Raw genomic sequence first — 17,774 nt, forward strand, 5'->3', positions numbered from 1 at the left:
TTTTAGCGACTGCTGTAGCGCTCTTCTGCCCAGGGCTCTCCCCGACGGTGATATCCGTTTGCTTCCCAAAACCCAAGCTGTTCGTGATCCAAAAATTCTAAACTGTTCAGCCACTTTCCACTCTTCCAGGCATAGAGGTGGGGCACAACCAGACGTAGCGGCCCACCATGATCGGTGGGGAGTGTTTGTCCATCTAACGTATGGGCAAAGAAGCTTTGCTCATGTAGGAAATCGTCGAGGGTGAGATTCGTCGTGTAGCCCCCATAACAATGCTGCATCACATGGGTAACACCTGGCTGCAGCTCGATAAGCTGCATAAACTCAGATACAGCAAAACCGGCCCAGCTTACATCTAGCTTGGACCAGTGAGTCACACAATGAAAATCAGCGGTGAAATTCGATTGAGGTAAGGCTAGGATATCGGACCAGGCAAAGGTTTGTTCCTTAACTAAGCCCCAAACCTTCAATTGCCAATCTTGGGGGGTAATGTGCGGCGTTTCACCATAGGTCAGAACTGGAAACCGATTCGCTAGATGCTGCCCCGGAGGAACACGCTGCTTTTCGCTTATGTTGGGTTTGCGAAAATACTTACCCACGTCCCTTACTCATCATCGTCTTCGTCGTCATCCTTAGTCGGATATTCAAAGCCTTTGGCTCGGCCTGTGAGAATAGATTTACCAGTAGACAGCGCTCTTTGAGCAGCTAAATTTGCTTTGCGGTTCCAATGGGCTCGACGAGAATCGCGCTTAGAATTGGATGTCTTTTTCTTTGGGACAGCCATGGGTATCGATTAGGAAATAAAAATACAGCTTTGCCATCTTAACATTGAACTCTTGAGCAAGCGCTAATCATACTAGGAGACATGGGACAGAGATCCTCTCAAGCAATCTCTAGGACCAAATTTAGTGCCTAGATGTCGATAACAACTTAATTTTTCACTGGATATCCTCTCACTACAACAAAAGGATGCTGCTCTCTTCCGATAAGATTGCTGAAATTTCTGAAGATGTACGCCGTTGAATCGCCACTCCTCCCAGCAGGCTCACGATTTTTTACATCAATCATCCCTAGGTCTAGCGATTGTCGGCATTGTGCTGATGACACCGTTTTCCATCAATAATTTTCTACAAGGACGGCATTTACTGGGTGTAGGTGGACTGTTAATCAATGGAATTTTTGCCTTCAATACCTGGACCATCACGAAACGCAATTACTATTCCGATACTCTCACCCTGCTAGTGCTGGTGCCTATCGTCATCTTCTTTCTCAATCTGACATTTATTCAGCAAGGGATAATCGGAATTTTTTGGTGTTATCCCTCTGTTATTGCCTGCTACTTTATGCTGCCAGAGCGGAAAGCGTGGATCGCCAATCTCACGCTACTGTCCATTACCTTCCCCATTGCCTGGCACATTATTGAGCAAGCCTTAGCCATTCGGATGATCTCGACAGTAGTAATGGTGAGCATTTTTTCCGCGATTTTTGTTCGAGTGATCAATCGCCCAACAACAGAAACTCAAGCTTCAAGCCATCACAGATCCACTGACTGGGTTACTGAACCGAACGTCCCTCCATGAGACCCTTGAGCAAGCTATCGCCCAAAGTAAGCGGATGGGCATTTCTATGACGCTTGCTTCCCTAGATATCGACCATTTTAAGGCCATTAATGATGCCTTTGGCCATGCTACTGGCGACCAAGTGCTGCGGGATATCAGCGGCTTGCTCAAAGAACGATTGCGCCGTGTCGATCAGGTCTTTAGAATTGGAGGCGAAGAATTTCTGTTGCTCTTTTATGGGTCAGATACCGAGAGTGGATATCTGGTCGCGGAAGAACTACGCCATTTAATTGGAAGCCAACCATTTCTCCCGGATCATTCCGTAACGGTCAGCATTGGTGTAGCCACCCTACATCCTAAAGAAGACTGGACGACCTGGATGCAGCGAAGCGATGATTATCTCTATCGGGCCAAATCGGCAGGGCGCAATCAAGTGATGTGCAGGTAATCTCTTTTTCCAGGTATAACCAAAATATGAAACCGCTACGCCATCATCTAACCCGTATCTGTCTTGTTCTGGGACTGATTGTTTCCCTAGTTATGGCTGCCCCTGCAGCTTTTGCCATGGGGGGTGACCCACCGCCTCTGGATCAACCTGCACCCACATTCACATTGCCTAGCAATACAGGGGATGGTGAGGTGTCATTATCGGACTATCGAGGTCAGTGGGTGGTTTTATACTTCTACCCCCAAGACTTTACGCCGGGATGTACTGTCGAAGCCCAACGGTTCCAGCAGGACCTACCGAAATATATCGAGCGCAACACCCAAGTCATTGGCGTTAGCGTTGACTCCGTAGATAGCCACGCTGAATTTTGTGATTCTGAAGGGCTGAAATTTCCCTTGTTAGCCGATGAAGATGGCAGTGTGAGTAAAGCCTATGGCTCTTGGATGAGCTACTTTTCCCTACGGCACACTTATTTGATCGATCCAGAGGGAATTCTGCGAGAACAGTACGTCAAGGTGCGTCCTGTGATCCATAGCGAAGAAGTGTTAGCCCGCTTAGACGAACTCCAAGCCGCGAGTTGAACAGAATCCTGATTTGCCAAAAAAAAACGCCCCCGAAAGGGGGCATATTTGTTGGAATGCACGTATTGGGTTGATGACGACCCAACGCGCTAATGAGGTTTAAAGGGTTTGCTTATCTCTGGAATTAAAGATATCAGTCAAAAGTGAAGATATCGCGAATGCCAAAGAAATGATTAATTGACCTAACTTTAATAAGTCTCAACGTGCCATCGTCCGGCTTTCTTGAGGGCTTTGCGATATTCGATCCAATCGACGCCATGCTTTTGGGCGGCGACGGACATGCCGTCATCAATGCCCCCTTCCATACCTTTCAAACCACAGATATAGGTATGGGTCTTGTCATTCTGTATCAATTCCCAAAGGGCATCTGCCTGCTCGGCGATACGATGTTGAATATACATCTTGCCGCCCTGGGGATTTTGCTGCTCCCGACTAATGGCATAGGTGAGTTGGAACTGATCTGAGAATTGCGTGGCTAAGGCTTCTAGTTGCTCTTTATAGAGGATATTGGCCGTGTAGGGCACACCAAAGAACAGCCATGCATTGCCTTTGAACTGATAGTCAGGATGCTTTTCCTGAAACAATCGCCACAGATAAGCCCGAAACGGGGCGATGCCTGTACCTGTGGCAATCATAATCACATTGGCTTCTGGATCATCAGGCAAGAGCATTTCTTTGCCCACCGGACCTGTGATTTTAACAGGAGCACCGGGTTGGAGCTGGTTTAAATAGCTAGAGCAAACGCCATATACCCGCTCGCCTGTCTCGGGATGATTATATTCCAACTGCCGAACGCATAAGGAGACGGTTTTGTCGTCGCCCTGATCACCATGGCGCGTGGAGGCAATTGAATAAAGCCGCAGCTTATGAAGGCGACCGTTTTCATCGGTCCCTTCTGGAATAATCCCTAAGCTTTGCCCTTCAAGATAATGAAAATCGCTCCCTGCTAAATCAAAGGTGATGTGGCGAACTGTTCCTTCTCCACCGGGCTGAACCAGCTCTTCATTAGTCAGACACTGACTCGTTAAAGGTTCTTTGGGACGATAAATATTGACTGGGATTTTTTCTTTTAGCTGCATAGAGATTGAATCTGAAGTGAGCGAACCACCACCATAACTGGCAGTGGAGGAGATATTAAGACTCCAACAAGCCTAGGGGTATTCGTTGGATCCCATTGTCACTATCGGTACAATTTCCAAGAGTCTTTAGATTTATCAGATAGCTGTTACAGGAATTTAGGTCGTTCCGTCTGAGTTTGACTCAGTAAGCGTTCCAAAGCCAGCCAGTCTGAACGTTCTATGACCTCTGTAAGCTGATCGAGACTTTGGCGGTATTGGTGGAGAGATCGCAACAGTTCTTCCCGGTTGTACTGGGCCATCATGCAGCCTAGTTCCGGGTTGCCACCCCCCACGCGACTCGTATCTCGAAAGCCGGAGCTAGCAAAAGATTGAGCGAGTTTCAAAATCTCTGAATCCCCTTCACTCAAGCAAGCAGTAATTAACGCTGCACTGGTCATTTTAGGCAGGTGGGAAATCCAAGCCACCGCCCGATCATGAACCGTAGGAGAGCATTCATAGAGATTGCAATCTAGCTGGCCGATCAGATCTCTCATCGTCTCGATCACATCGGCTGGTGTCTCAGGGGTGGGCGTCAAGATATAAGGATTGCCCGCAAAAAGCCGGGACTGAGCTGCATGGATGCCCGTTTCTTCACTGCCTGCCATCGGGTGACCGCCAATAAAGCGAGGCCATAAAGGGGTTAAGCGCTTCACCACTGTTCCTTTGACAGAGCCGACATCTGTGAGAATCGCATTTTGAGACAAATGAGGAATTAAACGGGTTGCGATCGCATCTATCACACTGACCGGGGTGCAGATAAACACAACATCTACGGGAGCCAGCGAAGCAAGATCGCTACTGGCCGCATCGACGGCTCCGAGCTTGACCGCATCCTCGCAGGTTTGGGGCTGGCGACTCACGCCTAGCACTTTATATCCCAAGGCCCGGAAATCATAGGCCAAGGAACCACCAATTAAACCGAGGCCAACGATGCCAATGTTCATCCTGCCAAACTCATAAACTCTATGCGGGGAATCAGAGGATCTTTTACCATACCGATGCCTTGAAATTGCCAACGGTCCATAATTCCTCGTAGTTGGCTTTTACCAATGGACTCGACACTAAACTTAGAGGCGGCGGCTTGAGCATGGGTATTGAGATAGCTGAGGGCATCATAATGCTCAGGGAACAGCAGCAAATAGCGCTGAGGGGCTTCAGGATTAGGCTGAGCAGCCAGGTAATTACCATCGGCCCGAGAGCGAAGCGTGTAGTAGAGGGCAGTGTTCATCGGCCTAATTCAAGTTACTGAGCTTAATGCGCGGATCGACGACGGCTAAGAGAATATCCGCCAGCAAATTGCCGACAATCAACATCACTGCCCCCATCATCAACCCTGCCATCACCAAGTACAGGTCTTGGGCTTGGACGGCCTTGAGCAAGAGTTGCCCCAATCCGGGCCAGTTGAAAAAGAATTCAGCGATAAAGGCCCCCCCTAATAAACTGGAAAATTCAAACCCCAACAGAGTAATCAGGGGATTAACGGCATTGCGAAGGGCATGGGTATAGATCACCTTATTTTCCGGTAAGCCTTTGGCACGGGCCGTCTGAATATAGTTTTGCCGCAGGACATCCAGCATATTGCCACGAGTAATCCGCTGGAGGCCCGCAAACCCCGTGACGCTGAGGGCTAAAGTCGGCAGAATCATATGCCAACCCACATCCAAAATTTTGCCGAACCAGTTGAGATCAGCATGATCGATGCTGGTCATATCACCTACGGGAAATAGAGGCGTACTCTGGGCCAAAAATAGCAGCAGTAGAGCGGTGATAAAGCTGGGAAATCCCTGGCCGATATAACTGAAGATACGGAGAATGCGATCGCTCCACTGATTCTGATTCACCGCCCCGACAATACCCAGAGGAATGGCAATACTCCAGTTAATCACTAGAGAGGCAATGGCCAACAGCAGGGTATTGGGAATCCGCTCCCAAATTAAAGCGGTAACGGGGCGCTGATAGCTAAAGCTTTCGCCAAAATCTCCTTGATAAATCTGCCCCCAGTGGCCTTTCCAAATCTGAGATAAATCAAAGGTAAAAATATTTTTGAGCCAGAGGCCATACTGCTTAATTAAAGACCGATCCTTTTGCCATACCTGCACAGACTGATCGGCATTGATCAGGACCAATCGTTCTCCATTATCAGCAAACTGTAGCCTTTCTAGAGGGCCTTGCTTACCCTCGAAATTGCCCAAAGGCTGATTGTCTTTTTGGGACCACAGGCGCACCGTTTTGCCAACGCTGGTGGCAAAGGTGGTTCGATCTGGACTAAAGGCAGCCGCAGTAATCGGTTGAGAATGGAGTTGATTTAAATCCTCCGTTTTCAGAGATTTACCCTCTAAATTCCATTGCTGCCAGGTCTGGTGATTGGCAATAGTATTGAGCACCAGCTCTTCTGAATTTTGATTAAATTGGAGGGCCGTAATCGCCCCTTTATGGGTCAAGGTTTGCTGGAGGGTGCCAGAAGTTTTCCACAGGCGCACCGTTTTATCCCCACCGCCAGATGCTAAAAGACTACCGTCTGGACTATAGGCGAGCAAAGAGATTGAGCCTGTATGCCCTGTCAAAGTCTGAAGGAGACCTCCTTCAGTTTTCCACAGGCGCACCGTTCGATCTTCACTCCCAGAGGCCAAGGTTTTCCCATCACTACTAAAGGCTAAACTCGTCACTGCTCCTTGATGGCCTTCTAGGGTTTTCACCAGGGTGCCATCAGCTTTCCAAAGCTTAATGGTTTGATCCGCACTGCCGGAAGCGATCAGCTCGCCATCGGCGCTAAACGCGAGAGCAGTAATCGCCCCTTGATGGCCTTCCAGGGTCTTGAGGACGGTACCCTGGTCATCCCAAAGGGCAACGGTATTCGCCTCCCCGGTTAGAATCTGGCTGCCATCGGGCTTGATGGCTACGGCGGTAATGTCTTTGGCTGTAAATGTGGTTACGGCACTGCGATCGCCCCAGGTATTGCCCAACCCAAATTCTTGGCGCAGCTCTTCTAGGCGCTCTTGAGACATTTGGGGATTATTTTTGAACTGATCGAGGTAGTCGCCGGGGGCTAAATCGACGATATAAAAGGTCAATAGCGATGCCAAAAATAGGGTGATCAGACCTTGAAACACCCGCTTAATGGTGTACCCGATAAGCTCGCTACCGATAACTAATACTCCACCAACGCATTAATGTGACAGTCGGGCAATTTTTGCCGCCCGGCTAAGCCTGTCAGCTCGATGATAAACCCAAAGCCGACGAGTGTGCAGTTTAGGGGAGCAAGGAGTTGGGCCGTCGCTGCAGCTGTGCCACCCGTTGCCAGAAGGTCATCCACAACCAGCACCCGACTACCTGCAGGACAGGCATCTTGGTGAATTTCGAGGCGATCCGTGCCGTACTCCAGCTCATATTCTTGGGCATGGATGGCCGCAGGCAGTTTGCCAGGTTTGCGCACAGGCACAAAGCCAGCTCCCAACTGATAGGCCAACGGCGCTCCAAAGATAAAGCCTCGGGACTCAATTCCCACCACATAATCGATGGATTGCTCCCGATAATCCTCCGTGAACTGATCGATCACGTAGCGAAGACCATCAGGATTTTGCAACAAGGTCGTAATGTCCCGAAACAAAATGCCAGGCTTGGGAAAATCGGGAATATCGCGAATCAGTGATTTGAGATCCATAGGGGTTGTGATTTTGCGCAAGGTGTACAGATGGGATGACCTTTTATCCTGATGAAAGGACAGGGGACGGTACGTCAGAAATCGTACACTAATGTGGTTGACAATCTGGATAGCTCCCGCTGATTCCCCCAATACCCTGCCCCATCAGGCCAGGTTGGGTGTGAACTTTTAGAGCAACGCATCGTCGAGGGGTTTTTTCGGGCAGTCTAGATCTGGATGCCAATGCTAAGGTTTCTTCAGCCGTTGATTAAAAATCTCTTCCGTATTCTTGTCGTAATGGAATCGTAATGCAAGCCGATAGCCCCACTGAACAATTCACTTCCCCTATTCTGAAGGCGTTGCCAGACCCAGATGTCCCTGCTCAGGTCTGTCCACGACGAACCCGGATTCAGCTCGATTTTGTGTTGCTGGCCATCGAAGCATTGGACCTCTATGCCTCGGAATTGATGTTGATGAGCCTGGAAGAACTGCAGCTCCAAGATGTAATCGAAAATCGGGTGGACTTTTGGCAGTCGCGCAATACCAATCCCCTGCGTCGCTCTCATCAGCGCGACTCCCTGAGCTTGGATAAAGCCAAAGCCTTGGTGGCCGTAGGATGTCACATCGCCCGTCGCCAAACCGCCCAGGTCCGACAGCTTTTAAATGTACAGCGACAACTCGCCGAGAAACAGCTGACGCCCGATCACAGTGTGCCGTTAGCTAATTATTTAGAACGATTTCGTCGTCATTTCCGCAGTCGTATGAATCCCAATCGTACGGCTATTGCGGCTTACAAAGAAAATGAGCGCCTGGATGAGCTGGCGTTGAGTCTGTTGGAACAAGTGCTGTTTTGTACCGGAACAGCCGGAATGGAACGATTTTGGTCTAGTCTGTTTGATGGAGAAGTGGCCTAACCCCAATGACCATCCAACGCCCATTTATTCTGCCCAACTGTACCCTCAACCTCGAAGGCATCAGTAACTCAATCACGGATGCCGCCCTCGGAGAATCCTTAGATGTGCTCCTTCGCCTAGAGTGCCAGTTTGGGGATTTAAAAAAACCCCTGATCGGCGGCCTGGATCTGCTCAATAGCCTGATTCAAGCCACGAATCAATGTACTCAGTCCTGGATGAGTGGTGTCCCCCATCGTCGCTTGGCAAAGCTGAACCAAGATCAGTCTGCGGTTCACCTGTTGCCCAAGGAAGAAGATGGGTTTGAGCTGACCATTCCCCTGGAACTCCTCAACGAAGCCCCCAGCGATGCTGACGATCCGGTGCGAGTGGGCTTAACCACGATCCAGCTGTTTGATCTTGTGGAAGCCTTAGATCAACTCTTAGCCGATCAGCAAACCCTGCCCAATCTCTCCCTGGCCGTGCGGCCCTTGTCCCGTTCAGAAGCAGCTTCAGGCCAAGCCCTGCAGAAATCCACGTCTGCCGTATTGGGTGCAGCCAGTGTTGCGATCGCAGCCTCGATCTTCTACCTCCTGCCGGTTCCCAAAGCTAGCCCACCGCCGAAGGATCCCCCTAAAACCGCACCCACCAGCACGGAGAGCCCCGCACCAGGGACCGCACCTCCTGGCGTTCCACCCATCCAGGTCTCCCCCTCTCCAGAAGAATCCCCTGCCGCCTCTCCCAGTCCAGAGAACACGGAGGCATCGCCAAGTCCAGAGGCTTCGCCCGAACCAGAAGAATCTCCTTAACTTCTTTTCCTACCTATTAAAGCTGCACCTATAAATTCGCGAGCGTCATGAATCGATCTGTCTGGGCAATCGTTACGGCTCTCTGGAGTCTGGGAAACGTCTCTGCTCTAGCAGCGCCCCGACCAATTGATCGCATGGTGAACTGCGACATTTTAGTCGTGGGGGGTGGTCTGGCAGGGGTGGCCACTACCTATGAAGCCTTAATGGCTGGTCGTGAAGTGTGCATGACGGAGCTAACAGACTGGTGGGGTGGCCAGATTTCGTCTCAGGGCACCTCAGCCTTAGATGAAACCGTAGGACAACGCACTCGCGGGATTTTCCCCAGGGGCTATGCCCAATTTCGCCAGCGATTGATTGAGGTATCAGGACGAGATCGCCCCGGTGATTGCTGGGTGAGTCTGGTCTGCTTTTTACCCCAACAGGGACATACCCTCCTTCTAGACATGCTGAAAACAGCGGAGGCCGAAGGGAAGGGTAAGCTCCATTTGTTTCCCAATACGGTGGTTAAGTCCCTAGAAACCAATCCTGAGGGTGATTTGGTTACTTCAGTCCGAGGTATTCAGCATCAGCCTGCCCCTGGAGCACCCCCTCTCAATACCTATCCCCTTTCCCAAACCCTAGCCGACAGCTACACAGAAGAAGATTCGGATCGCTTCACTAAAACCATTCTGCAATTCCAGCCGCCCGCCACTGGGCAATGGATCGTGGTAGAGGCCACAGAGACGGGAGAACTGCTGGCGCTAGCAGACCTTCCCTACCGTCTCGGCATCGACCCTCGCTCCCATCTAGAACCGTCTTCCTCCAGCGAACAGGCTGACCCTTATTGCACCCAGGCCAGCACCTATACCTTTGCCATGGAGGCCACTGCAACTCCGCCAGTTCATCAGCCGCCTGCGTTCTACCCTGAATACGAGCCGTTCTATAGTTTTGACAAGCCACGCTATGCCAAAACGTCCAACTTAGTGTTTAGCTATCGCCGTATTTTTAGCGTCAAGCCGGGCACTGCTGATGCAGAGGTGAATGTAGGCGATATCTCCATGCAGAACTGGGGGGGAGGCAATGACTATGGACCTGGCACCGCCCAAGACAATCTGATTTTGACCCGCGATCAACTCCAAGCAGATGGACAGCTCCAAGATTGGCAGGGGGGCTTACGAATTGCCAGTCTGCAGGGAGGCGAAGAATTGGCCCAGGGCTATTTTTATTGGCTGGTAGCGGGAACCACGGATTCTAAGGTGGCGGCCCCTCCCAAACAGCCTTGGCCTAATCTCAAGTACCTGAAGGGGCTAGATTCGCCGATGGGCACCGCCCACGGTTTGTCCAAATTTCCCTATATGCGAGAGAGTCGGCGCTTAATTGGCCGCTATAGCTATGGTTATCCTCAAGGCTTTGTGATTACGGAAACGGATGTCTCTAAGCAGGATTTTCGGTTGCCTTATTACCGCAACACCCTATCGGGAACGGACTACCGAAATTTAATTACCCGGATGGCAGGGTTAAAAACTCTGGATGTGATTTTAGATCGCGTGCCGCTAGCAGAAGTGGAGCTGCGAACCAGATCTCGTATCTACCCCGACAGTGTGGGTATTGGTCACTATCCGATTGATTTCCATCCCTGTATGCAGCTCAGTCCACCCCAAGCACCGGGCAATCAAGAACGGCCAGGGGAAAGACAGGGGGCGACGCAGACCTATCCCTATCAAATTCCGCTAAGAGCGATGATTCCACAACGGATTAACAATTTGCTGGTGACGGGGAAGAGTATTGCCACGAGTCATATTAGTGCTGCGACCTATCGGGTCCATAGTTTTGAGTGGTCGTCGGGGGCAGCAGCGGGAACGACGGCGGCATTTGTGCTGAATCAGGGGGTATTGCCTTATCAGTTGGTGGAGAATTTGCCGCGACGGAGTCCGCAGCTGGAGAAGTTGCAGGCGATTTTGAATCGAAATCAAAATCCAACAGCGTTTCCCTATATGTCGATTTTTAATTTGAACTGGAAGAATTAGTGAGGGAGCGAACGATGAAACACAAATATCGCGTCAACATCATTTGGTCTGAGCAAGATGAATACTATTTGGTAGAACTCCCTGAATTTGCCCATGAGCTGCAGCGCTATTTCACTCATGGCGATACTTACACAGAAGCAGTGAATAACGCCCAAGAAGTCCTAGAACTATTAATCGAAGACTATACGGCTGCAGGCAAACCCTTACCTGCTAAAGAATTTGCCTGATTTTGCCATTGAGGTGAATTTAACGAGTGGCGGGGTGGATAAGCTGTCGATTTATCAGGGGTTGGGGGTATCGGAGGTTTTGATTTGGCAAGATGATCGGCTCCAGCTTTTTGATTTGCGTGATGGGATAAAAGTTATGACTCGCAGTCAGTTTTTTCCTGAGCTGGATTTTGAGATGTTGGCCCAATTTGTTTGCCCCCAGGATCAACCGCAAGCGATGAAAGATTTTTTGGCTACTCTTCATGATTTGAGTGGCTAAGGAGTATGGTCATTTACTAACAACCCGGCAACTGATCTAGAGGTAAACAGGGATAAAAACCTGATTTTGGGACTCATGCCATAGAATTGCAGAAAGATTTGGATTGGTGAGAGTCAAGACGTGGCTGAAGATTTTGAGATTTTGCGGGGAATCTACAATGCTTTTGATCCCTTTCGGCCTTTGCCCGCGAGAGATCCGGTATATGTAGACTGTCGGGAAGTACGAGGGGATGGAGATATTCTGGTGGAGTTGGGTAACCAGATTAGACCTCTTGCATAATTGGATTTGCGATATGGTATTGAGCCTGATGTTCTTTCTATTCAGTACCATACCCAATGAATTACGAAACAGCCCAACAGCTGAGTGCAAAGGACTTTAAGCGACGAACTGGGGTCTACAAGCAAACCTTCAAACGCATGCTCCACGCATGGCACACCTATCACCTAAGTCACTCTAATGCAGAGCGACCTCCAAAGTTGTGCCGCCCCGATCAACTATTAGTGGCCCTTCAATATTGGCGAGAATATCGGACCTATTTCCACATTGCTGGAGATTGGGACGTTTCTGAATCAACGGTTTGCCGTATAGTCCAGCAGGTCGAGAGTGCTCTGATGAACTCAGGACTCTTCCGCCTACCCGGCAAGAAACATCTAATACAAGGATTTGAGCGACCTGATGTTGTCGTGATGGATGTGACTGAGACACCGATTGAACGTCCTCAAAAAGGACAAAAAGCGTATTATTCAGGAAAAAAAAGAGACATACCCTCAAATGCCAGATTATCGCTAACCGTAGCACTTTAGAGATTATCTGCCTTAACTTTGGCAAAGGTCGTCGGCATGATTTTCAGATCTTCAAGGTTTCAGGTATCCACATCCATCCAAATACCGAGAGTCTGCAAGATAGCGGATATCAAGGGATTACAGCCTATCACTCCAATAGCTATGTTCCTTTCAAGAAGCCACAACACGGTGAACTGACTTCCCTCCAGCGAGAGTACAACCGTGCTCTGAGTCAGGAACGAATGGGCATTGAACACATTAATCGCAGCCTGAAGATTTTCAGAATTCTGTCGGAGCGCTATCGTAATCGTCGTCGTCGCTACGCGCTGCGGTGTAACTTGATTGCAGCTCTCTATAACCATGAGCTATCTTTGGCTGCTTAAGGAATGGCAAACAGCAATACCACATCGTCAAATGAATATTGCAAGAGGTCTATTCTACTAGCGGAGCGCTTTACCCACCAGCTTTATACCGGACATCGAGGGGCAGGGAAGTCAACAGAGCTGTTGCGGCTAGCAAAATTTTTGCAAGATCATGACTTCCAAGTGGTGTACTTTGCAGCGGACGATGAGGATATTGATGCGGAGGATGCTCAATATACGGATATTTTGCTGGCCTGTACTCGCCATTTGTTGCAAGTCCTGAAAGGACCTCAGGAAAACCCTGTTTGGCGATGGATGCAGTCCCGAAGTCAAGCATTGAAGAAACTGCTACAAAGCGAGATTACTCTAGACAACATTTCAATAGAGTCCCAAATTACTCAGTTTGCCAAATTGACGGCCACCCTAAAGGCTAGCCCCGATACTCGTGCAAAAATTCGCAAGATTGTTGAACCTCATACGGTGTCTTTGATCGAGGCGCTGAATCAATTTATTGAGGAGGCAATGGCAAAATCAGACTATAAATCTACCCAAAAGCTGGTGGTAATTGCCGATAACCTGGATCGGATTACGCCTGTGATTGCTGGAGAAGGGGGACGCAGCAACCATGAACAAATTTTTATTGACCGTAATGAACAGCTCAAGGCGCTGAATTGCCATGTGATTTATACAGTGCCGATTTCTCTGGTCTATTCTGGTCGAGCTACGGACCTGCGGGATATCTACGATACCGACCCGCAGGTGTTGCCGATGATTATGGTACGTAAGCCAGATTGGAAGGAACATCAGCCAGGTTTAGAAATTATGAAAGATATTATTGCTAGGCGGATTTACAGGACAGAAGTCGTGAATGCTAGTTTAGGGTTAGACTCACAGATTTTCGACGCACCTGAAACGTTGAATCAAATTTGTCTTATGAGTGGGGGGCATGTTCGCAATTTAATGTTGTTGGCGCAGTCTTCGGTGCGGCGGACTCAAGCTCTGCCGATTACAGAGCGAACGGTTAAACGGGCAATTACGGAAGCTCGCAATACTTATCGCAATGCAGTGTATGAACGCCAATGGACAATTTTGGCCCAGGTTGCTGTGACTAAGAAGGTTCTGAATGATGAAGTGCATCGCGAACTTCTATTTAATCGCTGTATTTTGGAGTATCGATTTTTGGATGAGAACGAGGAATTACAGTGCTGGTATGATGTGCACCCCTTAATCCGAGGGATCCAAGAATTTCAGATTGCTTTAAATAAGGCTGAGGATGCGGCAATGACAAAGGTCGAGGCAAAGACTAAAACTGAGGATGAAGCATCATGACTCAGTCACTGACGGATTGGGACGAGGATGTAGCGGTCGATCCGGAAGCAGGGTATCAAGCTTTACTGAGGACTATACGTTGGACAAACGGATTTGGCCTATCGTTTGTACGCTGTTCGCCTGCAGAGGCAGAACAATTAATTGAACGAGTTCAGCTAGATTTAGGGAGTCAACCACCTTCGTCTGAATCGCAAAAAAAGATTGAGGTTTTAAGGTTAGACCAGCCTATCGATAACTTTTATGAAATGGTTGCAGCCTTACCAAATCAGGATCAAATAGACGTTTTATTTATTAAAGGCATTGAAAAGTCTTTGATTGCTGATATTAAACCTGGATATCAAGGAGAGGGAGAATATTACAACCTCAACACACTGCCACGCATTTTAGGCCACTTGAATTTACAGCGGGAGCGGTTTCGAGATGATTTTGATATTTGCTTTATCTTTTTGGTGCCTCTATTTGCGCTGAAATACTTTACTAGAAGGGCACCTGACTTTTTCGATTGGCGATCGGGGGTTTGGGCGTTTGGCACTAATTCACAAGTTCTTCAGCAAGAATCATTACGTATTCTTCAGGAAGGAAATTTTGCAAAGTATTTAGCTCTCTCACCACAAGAGCGAACTCAGAAAATTTTAGAAATTCAAGAACTAATTGATGACATTTATGCTGTTCCACGAGAACAAATCTACTTGTTCTTTGAGCTAGGAAATCTTTTTGCGGCTGAAGCAGATTATCGATCTGCGATCGCAAGCTATGACAAAGCCCTCGAATTTAAGCCGGATGATGATCAAGCCTGGTACAACCGAGGCATTGCTCTACGTCAATTAGGGCGTCTCGAAGAGGCGATCGCGAGCTATGACAAAGCCCTCGAATTTAAGCCGGATGATGATCAAGCCTGGTACAACCGAGGCATTGCTCTACATCAATTAGGGCGTTTCGAAGAGGCGATCACAAGCTATGATAAAGCCCTCGCATTTAAGCCGGATGATGCTATGACCTTGCTCAACCGGGGAAACGCTTTCCTGCAACTAAGGAAATATAAAGATGGTTTTCAGAGTTTTGAAAAAGCTCTTGGGCCAAAGCCTAATATTGCAATTAAGCTAATATTTCAGGTTATAAAGTTTGTAGGTAGAATACGCTTTAAGTTTTGATATATTTCATCTCAATCCGCCTTTAGTAGCTACTAAATTCAGGTAATTCGTCTAAGGAGTTAGATATCCAATACCTTCGAGTAAATCAAATCGCAGCGTTCCGTCTCAATGCCTGTCGCTGGTAAATACCCACTACTCTCATACAGCTTCACTGCCTCCTTCAACACCGAAGCCGTCTCAATCCAAATCTCCCGAAACCCCTGGGCCGCAATTTCTTGCTCCAACCGCTGCAATAACCAACGACCTAACCCCTGCCCTCGCACCTGGGGCAACAAATACATCTTACGAATCTCTACCGTCCCTACCCCACGATTAACCGGGTAAAACGCTGCCGTTCCCACAATCTGACCTTGCTGCTCCACCACCCAAAAAGCCCCTCCGAGCTGCAAATAGGCCGTCTCCACCTCATAGACATCGCGATCTGCCCCATCTGGCTCCCAGCCAATTCCATACTCCGCCAACACCGACCGAATTACTTCCGCCACCGCCTGCCGATCCGAGGGCTGCCAGGCACGAATCACAAATTCACCAAATTGGTCCTGCATTAGCTATGAATCCGGGGGTGAGGGTGGAGGGTCGCTAGCAGCTCACTTTCCACCGTGGCTAGTTCTTGCAGACGGACCGTCACCTCATCTACTTCAAAATACGTGGTTGCCAAGACCCAATAGGCTCCATAGTGTCGGGCTTCCGATGCCATTAAACTGCGATAAAACTTCGCCAAATCTGGATCGGGGAGGTGCTGAGCCAACAGCCCCAACCGTTCATGGCTGCGGGCTTCAATCAAGCCAGAGACCAGCAGCATATCCAACAGCCGCTCTGGCTCATCTCGGCGAACTTGGGCACTGAGCTTCGAGCCATAGGGCGGGGCTGGCAAGGGCGCTAAAGCAATGCCCCGCCGATCGAGCCACTGATTAACCAGCTCAAAATGCTCCAGCTCTTCCCTAGCAATCGCCGTCAGCGTCCGCACCAGCTTGGTATAAGACGGATAGCGAAACATCATATTCACCGCCACCCCCGCCGCCTTGCGCTCGCAGTGGGAGTGATCCAGCAAAATCGTGTCTAGATTCTGCAGGGCCTGGTCAATCCAGTCCGAGCGCGTCGGTTGCTGCAAAAACTTGATCGTGGGTTGCGCCCGCTCAGGAGCATCAGTGGGCAACGTTGAGTGAGTCATCGTATTGGTATCGGATTTACCCTTCTTTACCTTAATCGTTGGCAGACAGCTTGCCTACCATCGGATTTTGATTTTTACTCACGGGGGATCTAGAGTGATGAGAACGCCTGCTGAGGGACTCATCAACATGAACATGCGATCACCGCAACTCTGGCGCACCCTAAATCCGTTCCATCGCCTTTCCAAGCGACTGCGCTTTATGGTGCTGAGTTTGCTGGTTTGCTTGAGCGTCATCGGGGGCTATTGGGTGTGGGCTCAACAGCCCGTTCGCCTATCCATGATGCTCCAGGGTCAGGAAATTCCTAACTGGCAGCTGATTGTTGATGATTTTGAAGCCCAAAACCCCGATATCAAGATTGACCTGATTGAAGGCCCCAACGCCACCAATCTTCGAGAAGATCTCTATACCACGTCTTTTCTGCTGGGCGATTCCCCCTACGACTTGATCTATATGGATATCGTCTGGGCCCCCAAATTCGCTGCTGCGGGATGGCTGTTAGACCTGTCTGATCGCATTTCTGATGAAGAACTCGCTGAATTTATGACCGGCGACGTGGATGGGGGACGCTATGAAGGGGGGCTGTATCGGATGCCCTTCCGCTCCGATGGCGGCATGCTCTACTATCGGCAGGATTTGCTATCTGAGGCTGGCTTTGAACCACCTGAAACCACGGCTGAACTGATCGACATTTCCAAAGCTCTGCAATCTCAAAACAAAGCCCAGTGGGGGTATGTCTGGCAGGGCAAGCAGTACGAAGGGGCGGCAGCCATGTTTGTGGAAATGCTGGAAGGCTTTGGTGGCTACTGGGTCAATCCTGAAACCAAAGAGGTGGGACTCGATAGTCCAGAAGCTATTGAGTCCCTGAAATTTCTGCAAACCACTGTTGCCGATAAAATTTCTCCTCCAGGAACAACTGCCACGGATGAAGAAGTGGCTCGCCTCCAGTTCCAAAGTGGCAACACAGTGTTTATGCGCAACTGGCCCTATGCTTGGAAACTCGGCAACACCGAACCAAGCTCCAAAATCCAAGGCAAGTTTGGGATTAAGCCCATGGTCCATACCGCAGGGCTGGGGAGCGGTGCCTGCCAAGGGGGCTGGGGTGTCGGCATCTCGAAAACCACGCGTCATGCCGATGAAGCCTGGCGGGCCGTCGAATACTTTAGCAGCACAGAAGCCCAGCGTAAGTTTATTTTGGCCTCTGGGTTTGTGCCCAGCCGAAAAGCGCTATTTACCGACCCCACCCTGGTCAAGGAATATGAGTATTTACCTGACTTACAGAAGGTGATTGAGAGCTCTGTATTGCGTCCGCCCATTGCCCAATATGCTCAGGCCTCCGATATTTTACAGCGCTATCTCAGCGCAGCCTTAACAGGACGGCAAACCCCTGAGAAAGCCATGCAAGCTGCGGCCCAGGAAACCCGACAGCTATTAAAAACCTAATTAC

At 49.5% G+C, this 17,774-nt stretch carries 20 protein-coding genes and 3 pseudogenes; 13 read left to right on the top strand and 10 right to left on the bottom strand.

Translation table 11 applies throughout. From position 1 onward, the window contains the following. Nucleotides 1-2 precede the first annotated feature (2 nt). Nucleotides 3-596, bottom strand: a complete 594-nt coding sequence (locus tag AM1_RS13315) for a sulfite oxidase-like oxidoreductase (RefSeq protein ID WP_012163368.1) — start codon at nucleotides 594-596, stop codon at nucleotides 3-5. Between the two features lie 5 nt (nucleotides 597-601). Then, nucleotides 602-781: a 50S ribosomal protein L32 gene (gene rpmF / locus AM1_RS13320; RefSeq protein ID WP_010476021.1), complete on the bottom strand. Its 180-nt coding sequence runs from the start codon at nucleotides 779-781 to the stop codon at nucleotides 602-604. 235 nt (nucleotides 782-1,016) lie between these two features. Here rpmF and AM1_RS37600 point away from each other — a divergent pair, with 235 nt between their 5' ends. The 3 genes from AM1_RS37600 to AM1_RS13330 are packed head-to-tail and all read left to right on the top strand — an operon-like array spanning nucleotide 1,017 to nucleotide 2,585. After that, nucleotides 1,017-1,577, top strand: coding sequence for a hypothetical protein (locus tag AM1_RS37600; protein WP_012163369.1), 561 nt, complete (start codon nucleotides 1,017-1,019; stop codon nucleotides 1,575-1,577). After that, complete coding sequence (locus AM1_RS13325; protein ID WP_238549287.1) at nucleotides 1,555-2,004, top strand: GGDEF domain-containing protein; 450 nt, start codon at nucleotides 1,555-1,557, stop codon at nucleotides 2,002-2,004. The genes AM1_RS37600 and AM1_RS13325 overlap by 23 nt, the downstream gene beginning before the upstream one ends. A 26-nt stretch (nucleotides 2,005-2,030) precedes the next feature. Beyond that, entirely contained in the window at nucleotides 2,031-2,585 is a 555-nt protein-coding gene (locus AM1_RS13330) for a peroxiredoxin (protein WP_012163371.1), read from the top strand. A 188-nt stretch (nucleotides 2,586-2,773) separates the two neighbouring features. On the opposite strand, the pseudogene AM1_RS13335 reads toward AM1_RS13330, so the two are convergent. From AM1_RS13335 to AM1_RS13355, 6 genes and pseudogenes are all read right to left on the bottom strand, one after another. After that, nucleotides 2,774-3,655: pseudogene (locus AM1_RS13335) on the bottom strand (FAD-binding oxidoreductase); the annotation flags it as partial. Between the two features lie 155 nt (nucleotides 3,656-3,810). Further along, nucleotides 3,811-4,647, bottom strand: coding sequence for a prephenate/arogenate dehydrogenase (locus AM1_RS13340; RefSeq protein ID WP_012163373.1), 837 nt, complete (start codon nucleotides 4,645-4,647; stop codon nucleotides 3,811-3,813). After that, nucleotides 4,644-4,931 carry a hypothetical protein gene (locus AM1_RS13345; protein WP_012163374.1) on the bottom strand — a complete coding sequence of 96 codons (288 nt, stop codon included), beginning with the start codon at nucleotides 4,929-4,931 and terminating at the stop codon, nucleotides 4,644-4,646. Before AM1_RS13345 ends, AM1_RS13340 begins: the two co-directional genes overlap by 4 nt. Nucleotides 4,932-4,935: 4 nt before the next feature. After that, nucleotides 4,936-5,784: pseudogene (locus tag AM1_RS43205) on the bottom strand (ABC transporter permease); the annotation flags it as partial. Nucleotides 5,785-5,925: 141 nt separating this feature from the next. Then, nucleotides 5,926-6,708 (bottom strand): annotated as a pseudogene (locus AM1_RS43210) (WD40 repeat domain-containing protein); the annotation flags it as partial. Between the two features lie 143 nt (nucleotides 6,709-6,851). Next, nucleotides 6,852-7,364 carry an adenine phosphoribosyltransferase gene (locus tag AM1_RS13355; protein WP_012163376.1) on the bottom strand — a complete coding sequence of 171 codons (513 nt, stop codon included), beginning with the start codon at nucleotides 7,362-7,364 and terminating at the stop codon, nucleotides 6,852-6,854. Between the two features lie 287 nt (nucleotides 7,365-7,651). On the opposite strand from AM1_RS13355, the gene AM1_RS13360 reads away from it, so the two are divergent. From AM1_RS13360 to AM1_RS13395, 9 genes are all read left to right on the top strand, one after another. Beyond that, nucleotides 7,652-8,257 (top strand): DUF3038 domain-containing protein, encoded by a 606-nt coding sequence (locus AM1_RS13360; protein ID WP_012163377.1) that lies wholly within the window; start codon nucleotides 7,652-7,654, stop codon nucleotides 8,255-8,257. 5 nt (nucleotides 8,258-8,262) lie between these two features. Continuing rightward, nucleotides 8,263-9,042 carry a DUF4335 domain-containing protein gene (locus tag AM1_RS13365; protein ID WP_012163378.1) on the top strand — a complete coding sequence of 260 codons (780 nt, stop codon included), beginning with the start codon at nucleotides 8,263-8,265 and terminating at the stop codon, nucleotides 9,040-9,042. 47 nt (nucleotides 9,043-9,089) lie between these two features. Next, complete coding sequence (locus AM1_RS13370) at nucleotides 9,090-11,048, top strand: FAD-dependent oxidoreductase (RefSeq protein ID WP_012163379.1); 1,959 nt, start codon at nucleotides 9,090-9,092, stop codon at nucleotides 11,046-11,048. A 14-nt stretch (nucleotides 11,049-11,062) separates the two neighbouring features. Continuing rightward, on the top strand, nucleotides 11,063-11,275 hold the full coding sequence (locus AM1_RS13375) for a type II toxin-antitoxin system HicB family antitoxin (protein WP_012163380.1): 213 nt from the start codon (nucleotides 11,063-11,065) through the stop codon (nucleotides 11,273-11,275). After that, the gene (locus AM1_RS13380) at nucleotides 11,268-11,534 is read left to right on the top strand and encodes a PDDEXK family nuclease (RefSeq protein WP_012163381.1); all 267 of its coding nucleotides are present in this window, start codon (nucleotides 11,268-11,270) and stop codon (nucleotides 11,532-11,534) included. The genes AM1_RS13375 and AM1_RS13380 overlap by 8 nt, the downstream gene beginning before the upstream one ends. 120 nt (nucleotides 11,535-11,654) lie before the next feature. Beyond that, a complete protein-coding gene (locus tag AM1_RS41000) occupies nucleotides 11,655-11,813 on the top strand; it encodes a hypothetical protein (protein ID WP_012163382.1) in 159 nt (52 codons plus the stop codon). 56 nt (nucleotides 11,814-11,869) lie between these two features. Continuing rightward, a protein-coding gene (locus AM1_RS13385) for an IS5 family transposase (RefSeq protein WP_148215738.1) occupies nucleotides 11,870-12,699 on the top strand; the annotation gives its coding sequence in 2 pieces (ribosomal slippage) (nucleotides 11,870-12,290 and nucleotides 12,290-12,699; 831 coding nt in all). Nucleotides 12,700-12,702: 3 nt separating this feature from the next. Then, a complete protein-coding gene (locus AM1_RS13390; protein WP_012163384.1) occupies nucleotides 12,703-14,007 on the top strand; it encodes an AAA family ATPase in 1,305 nt (434 codons plus the stop codon). Then, nucleotides 14,004-15,158, top strand: coding sequence for a tetratricopeptide repeat protein (locus tag AM1_RS13395; protein ID WP_012163385.1), 1,155 nt, complete (start codon nucleotides 14,004-14,006; stop codon nucleotides 15,156-15,158). The genes AM1_RS13390 and AM1_RS13395 overlap by 4 nt, the downstream gene beginning before the upstream one ends. A gap of 59 nt (nucleotides 15,159-15,217) precedes the next feature. On the opposite strand, the gene AM1_RS13400 is transcribed toward AM1_RS13395, so the two are convergent. Both AM1_RS13400 and miaE read right to left on the bottom strand, forming a co-directional pair. Then, nucleotides 15,218-15,703, bottom strand: coding sequence for a GNAT family N-acetyltransferase (locus AM1_RS13400; protein ID WP_012163386.1), 486 nt, complete (start codon nucleotides 15,701-15,703; stop codon nucleotides 15,218-15,220). Next, complete coding sequence (gene miaE, locus AM1_RS13405; RefSeq protein WP_049783730.1) at nucleotides 15,703-16,329, bottom strand: tRNA-(ms[2]io[6]A)-hydroxylase; 627 nt, start codon at nucleotides 16,327-16,329, stop codon at nucleotides 15,703-15,705. Before miaE ends, AM1_RS13400 begins: the two co-directional genes overlap by 1 nt. 199 nt (nucleotides 16,330-16,528) lie before the next feature. Here miaE and AM1_RS13410 point away from each other — a divergent pair, with 199 nt between their 5' ends. After that, nucleotides 16,529-17,770: an ABC transporter substrate-binding protein gene (locus AM1_RS13410; RefSeq protein ID WP_315897249.1), complete on the top strand. Its 1,242-nt coding sequence runs from the start codon at nucleotides 16,529-16,531 to the stop codon at nucleotides 17,768-17,770. The last annotated feature ends 4 nt before the right edge of the window (nucleotides 17,771-17,774 follow it).

Source organism: Acaryochloris marina MBIC11017 (assembly GCF_000018105.1).
Classification (GTDB): Bacteria; Cyanobacteriota; Cyanobacteriia; order Thermosynechococcales; family Thermosynechococcaceae; genus Acaryochloris; species Acaryochloris marina.

Bases quoted from the DNA above. Each gene is read 5' to 3' on its own strand.
- rpmF (WP_010476021.1), bottom strand. From the start codon at position 781: ATGGCTGTCCCAAAGAAAAAGACATCCAATTCTAAGCGCGATTCTCGT.
- AM1_RS13330 (WP_012163371.1), top strand. From the start codon at position 2,031: ATGAAACCGCTACGCCATCATCTAACCCGTATCTGTCTTGTTCTGGGA.
- AM1_RS13340 (WP_012163373.1), bottom strand. From the start codon at position 4,647: ATGAACATTGGCATCGTTGGCCTCGGTTTAATTGGTGGTTCCTTGGCC.
- AM1_RS13345 (WP_012163374.1), bottom strand. From the start codon at position 4,931: ATGAACACTGCCCTCTACTACACGCTTCGCTCTCGGGCCGATGGTAAT.
- AM1_RS13355 (WP_012163376.1), bottom strand. From the start codon at position 7,364: ATGGATCTCAAATCACTGATTCGCGATATTCCCGATTTTCCCAAGCCT.
- AM1_RS13360 (WP_012163377.1), top strand. From the start codon at position 7,652: ATGCAAGCCGATAGCCCCACTGAACAATTCACTTCCCCTATTCTGAAG.
- AM1_RS13365 (WP_012163378.1), top strand. From the start codon at position 8,263: ATGACCATCCAACGCCCATTTATTCTGCCCAACTGTACCCTCAACCTC.
- AM1_RS13370 (WP_012163379.1), top strand. From the start codon at position 9,090: ATGAATCGATCTGTCTGGGCAATCGTTACGGCTCTCTGGAGTCTGGGA.
- AM1_RS13375 (WP_012163380.1), top strand. From the start codon at position 11,063: ATGAAACACAAATATCGCGTCAACATCATTTGGTCTGAGCAAGATGAA.
- AM1_RS13390 (WP_012163384.1), top strand. From the start codon at position 12,703: ATGGCAAACAGCAATACCACATCGTCAAATGAATATTGCAAGAGGTCT.
- AM1_RS13395 (WP_012163385.1), top strand. From the start codon at position 14,004: ATGACTCAGTCACTGACGGATTGGGACGAGGATGTAGCGGTCGATCCG.
- AM1_RS13400 (WP_012163386.1), bottom strand. From the start codon at position 15,703: ATGCAGGACCAATTTGGTGAATTTGTGATTCGTGCCTGGCAGCCCTCG.
- miaE (WP_049783730.1), bottom strand. From the start codon at position 16,329: ATGACTCACTCAACGTTGCCCACTGATGCTCCTGAGCGGGCGCAACCC.
- AM1_RS13410 (WP_315897249.1), top strand. From the start codon at position 16,529: ATGGTGCTGAGTTTGCTGGTTTGCTTGAGCGTCATCGGGGGCTATTGG.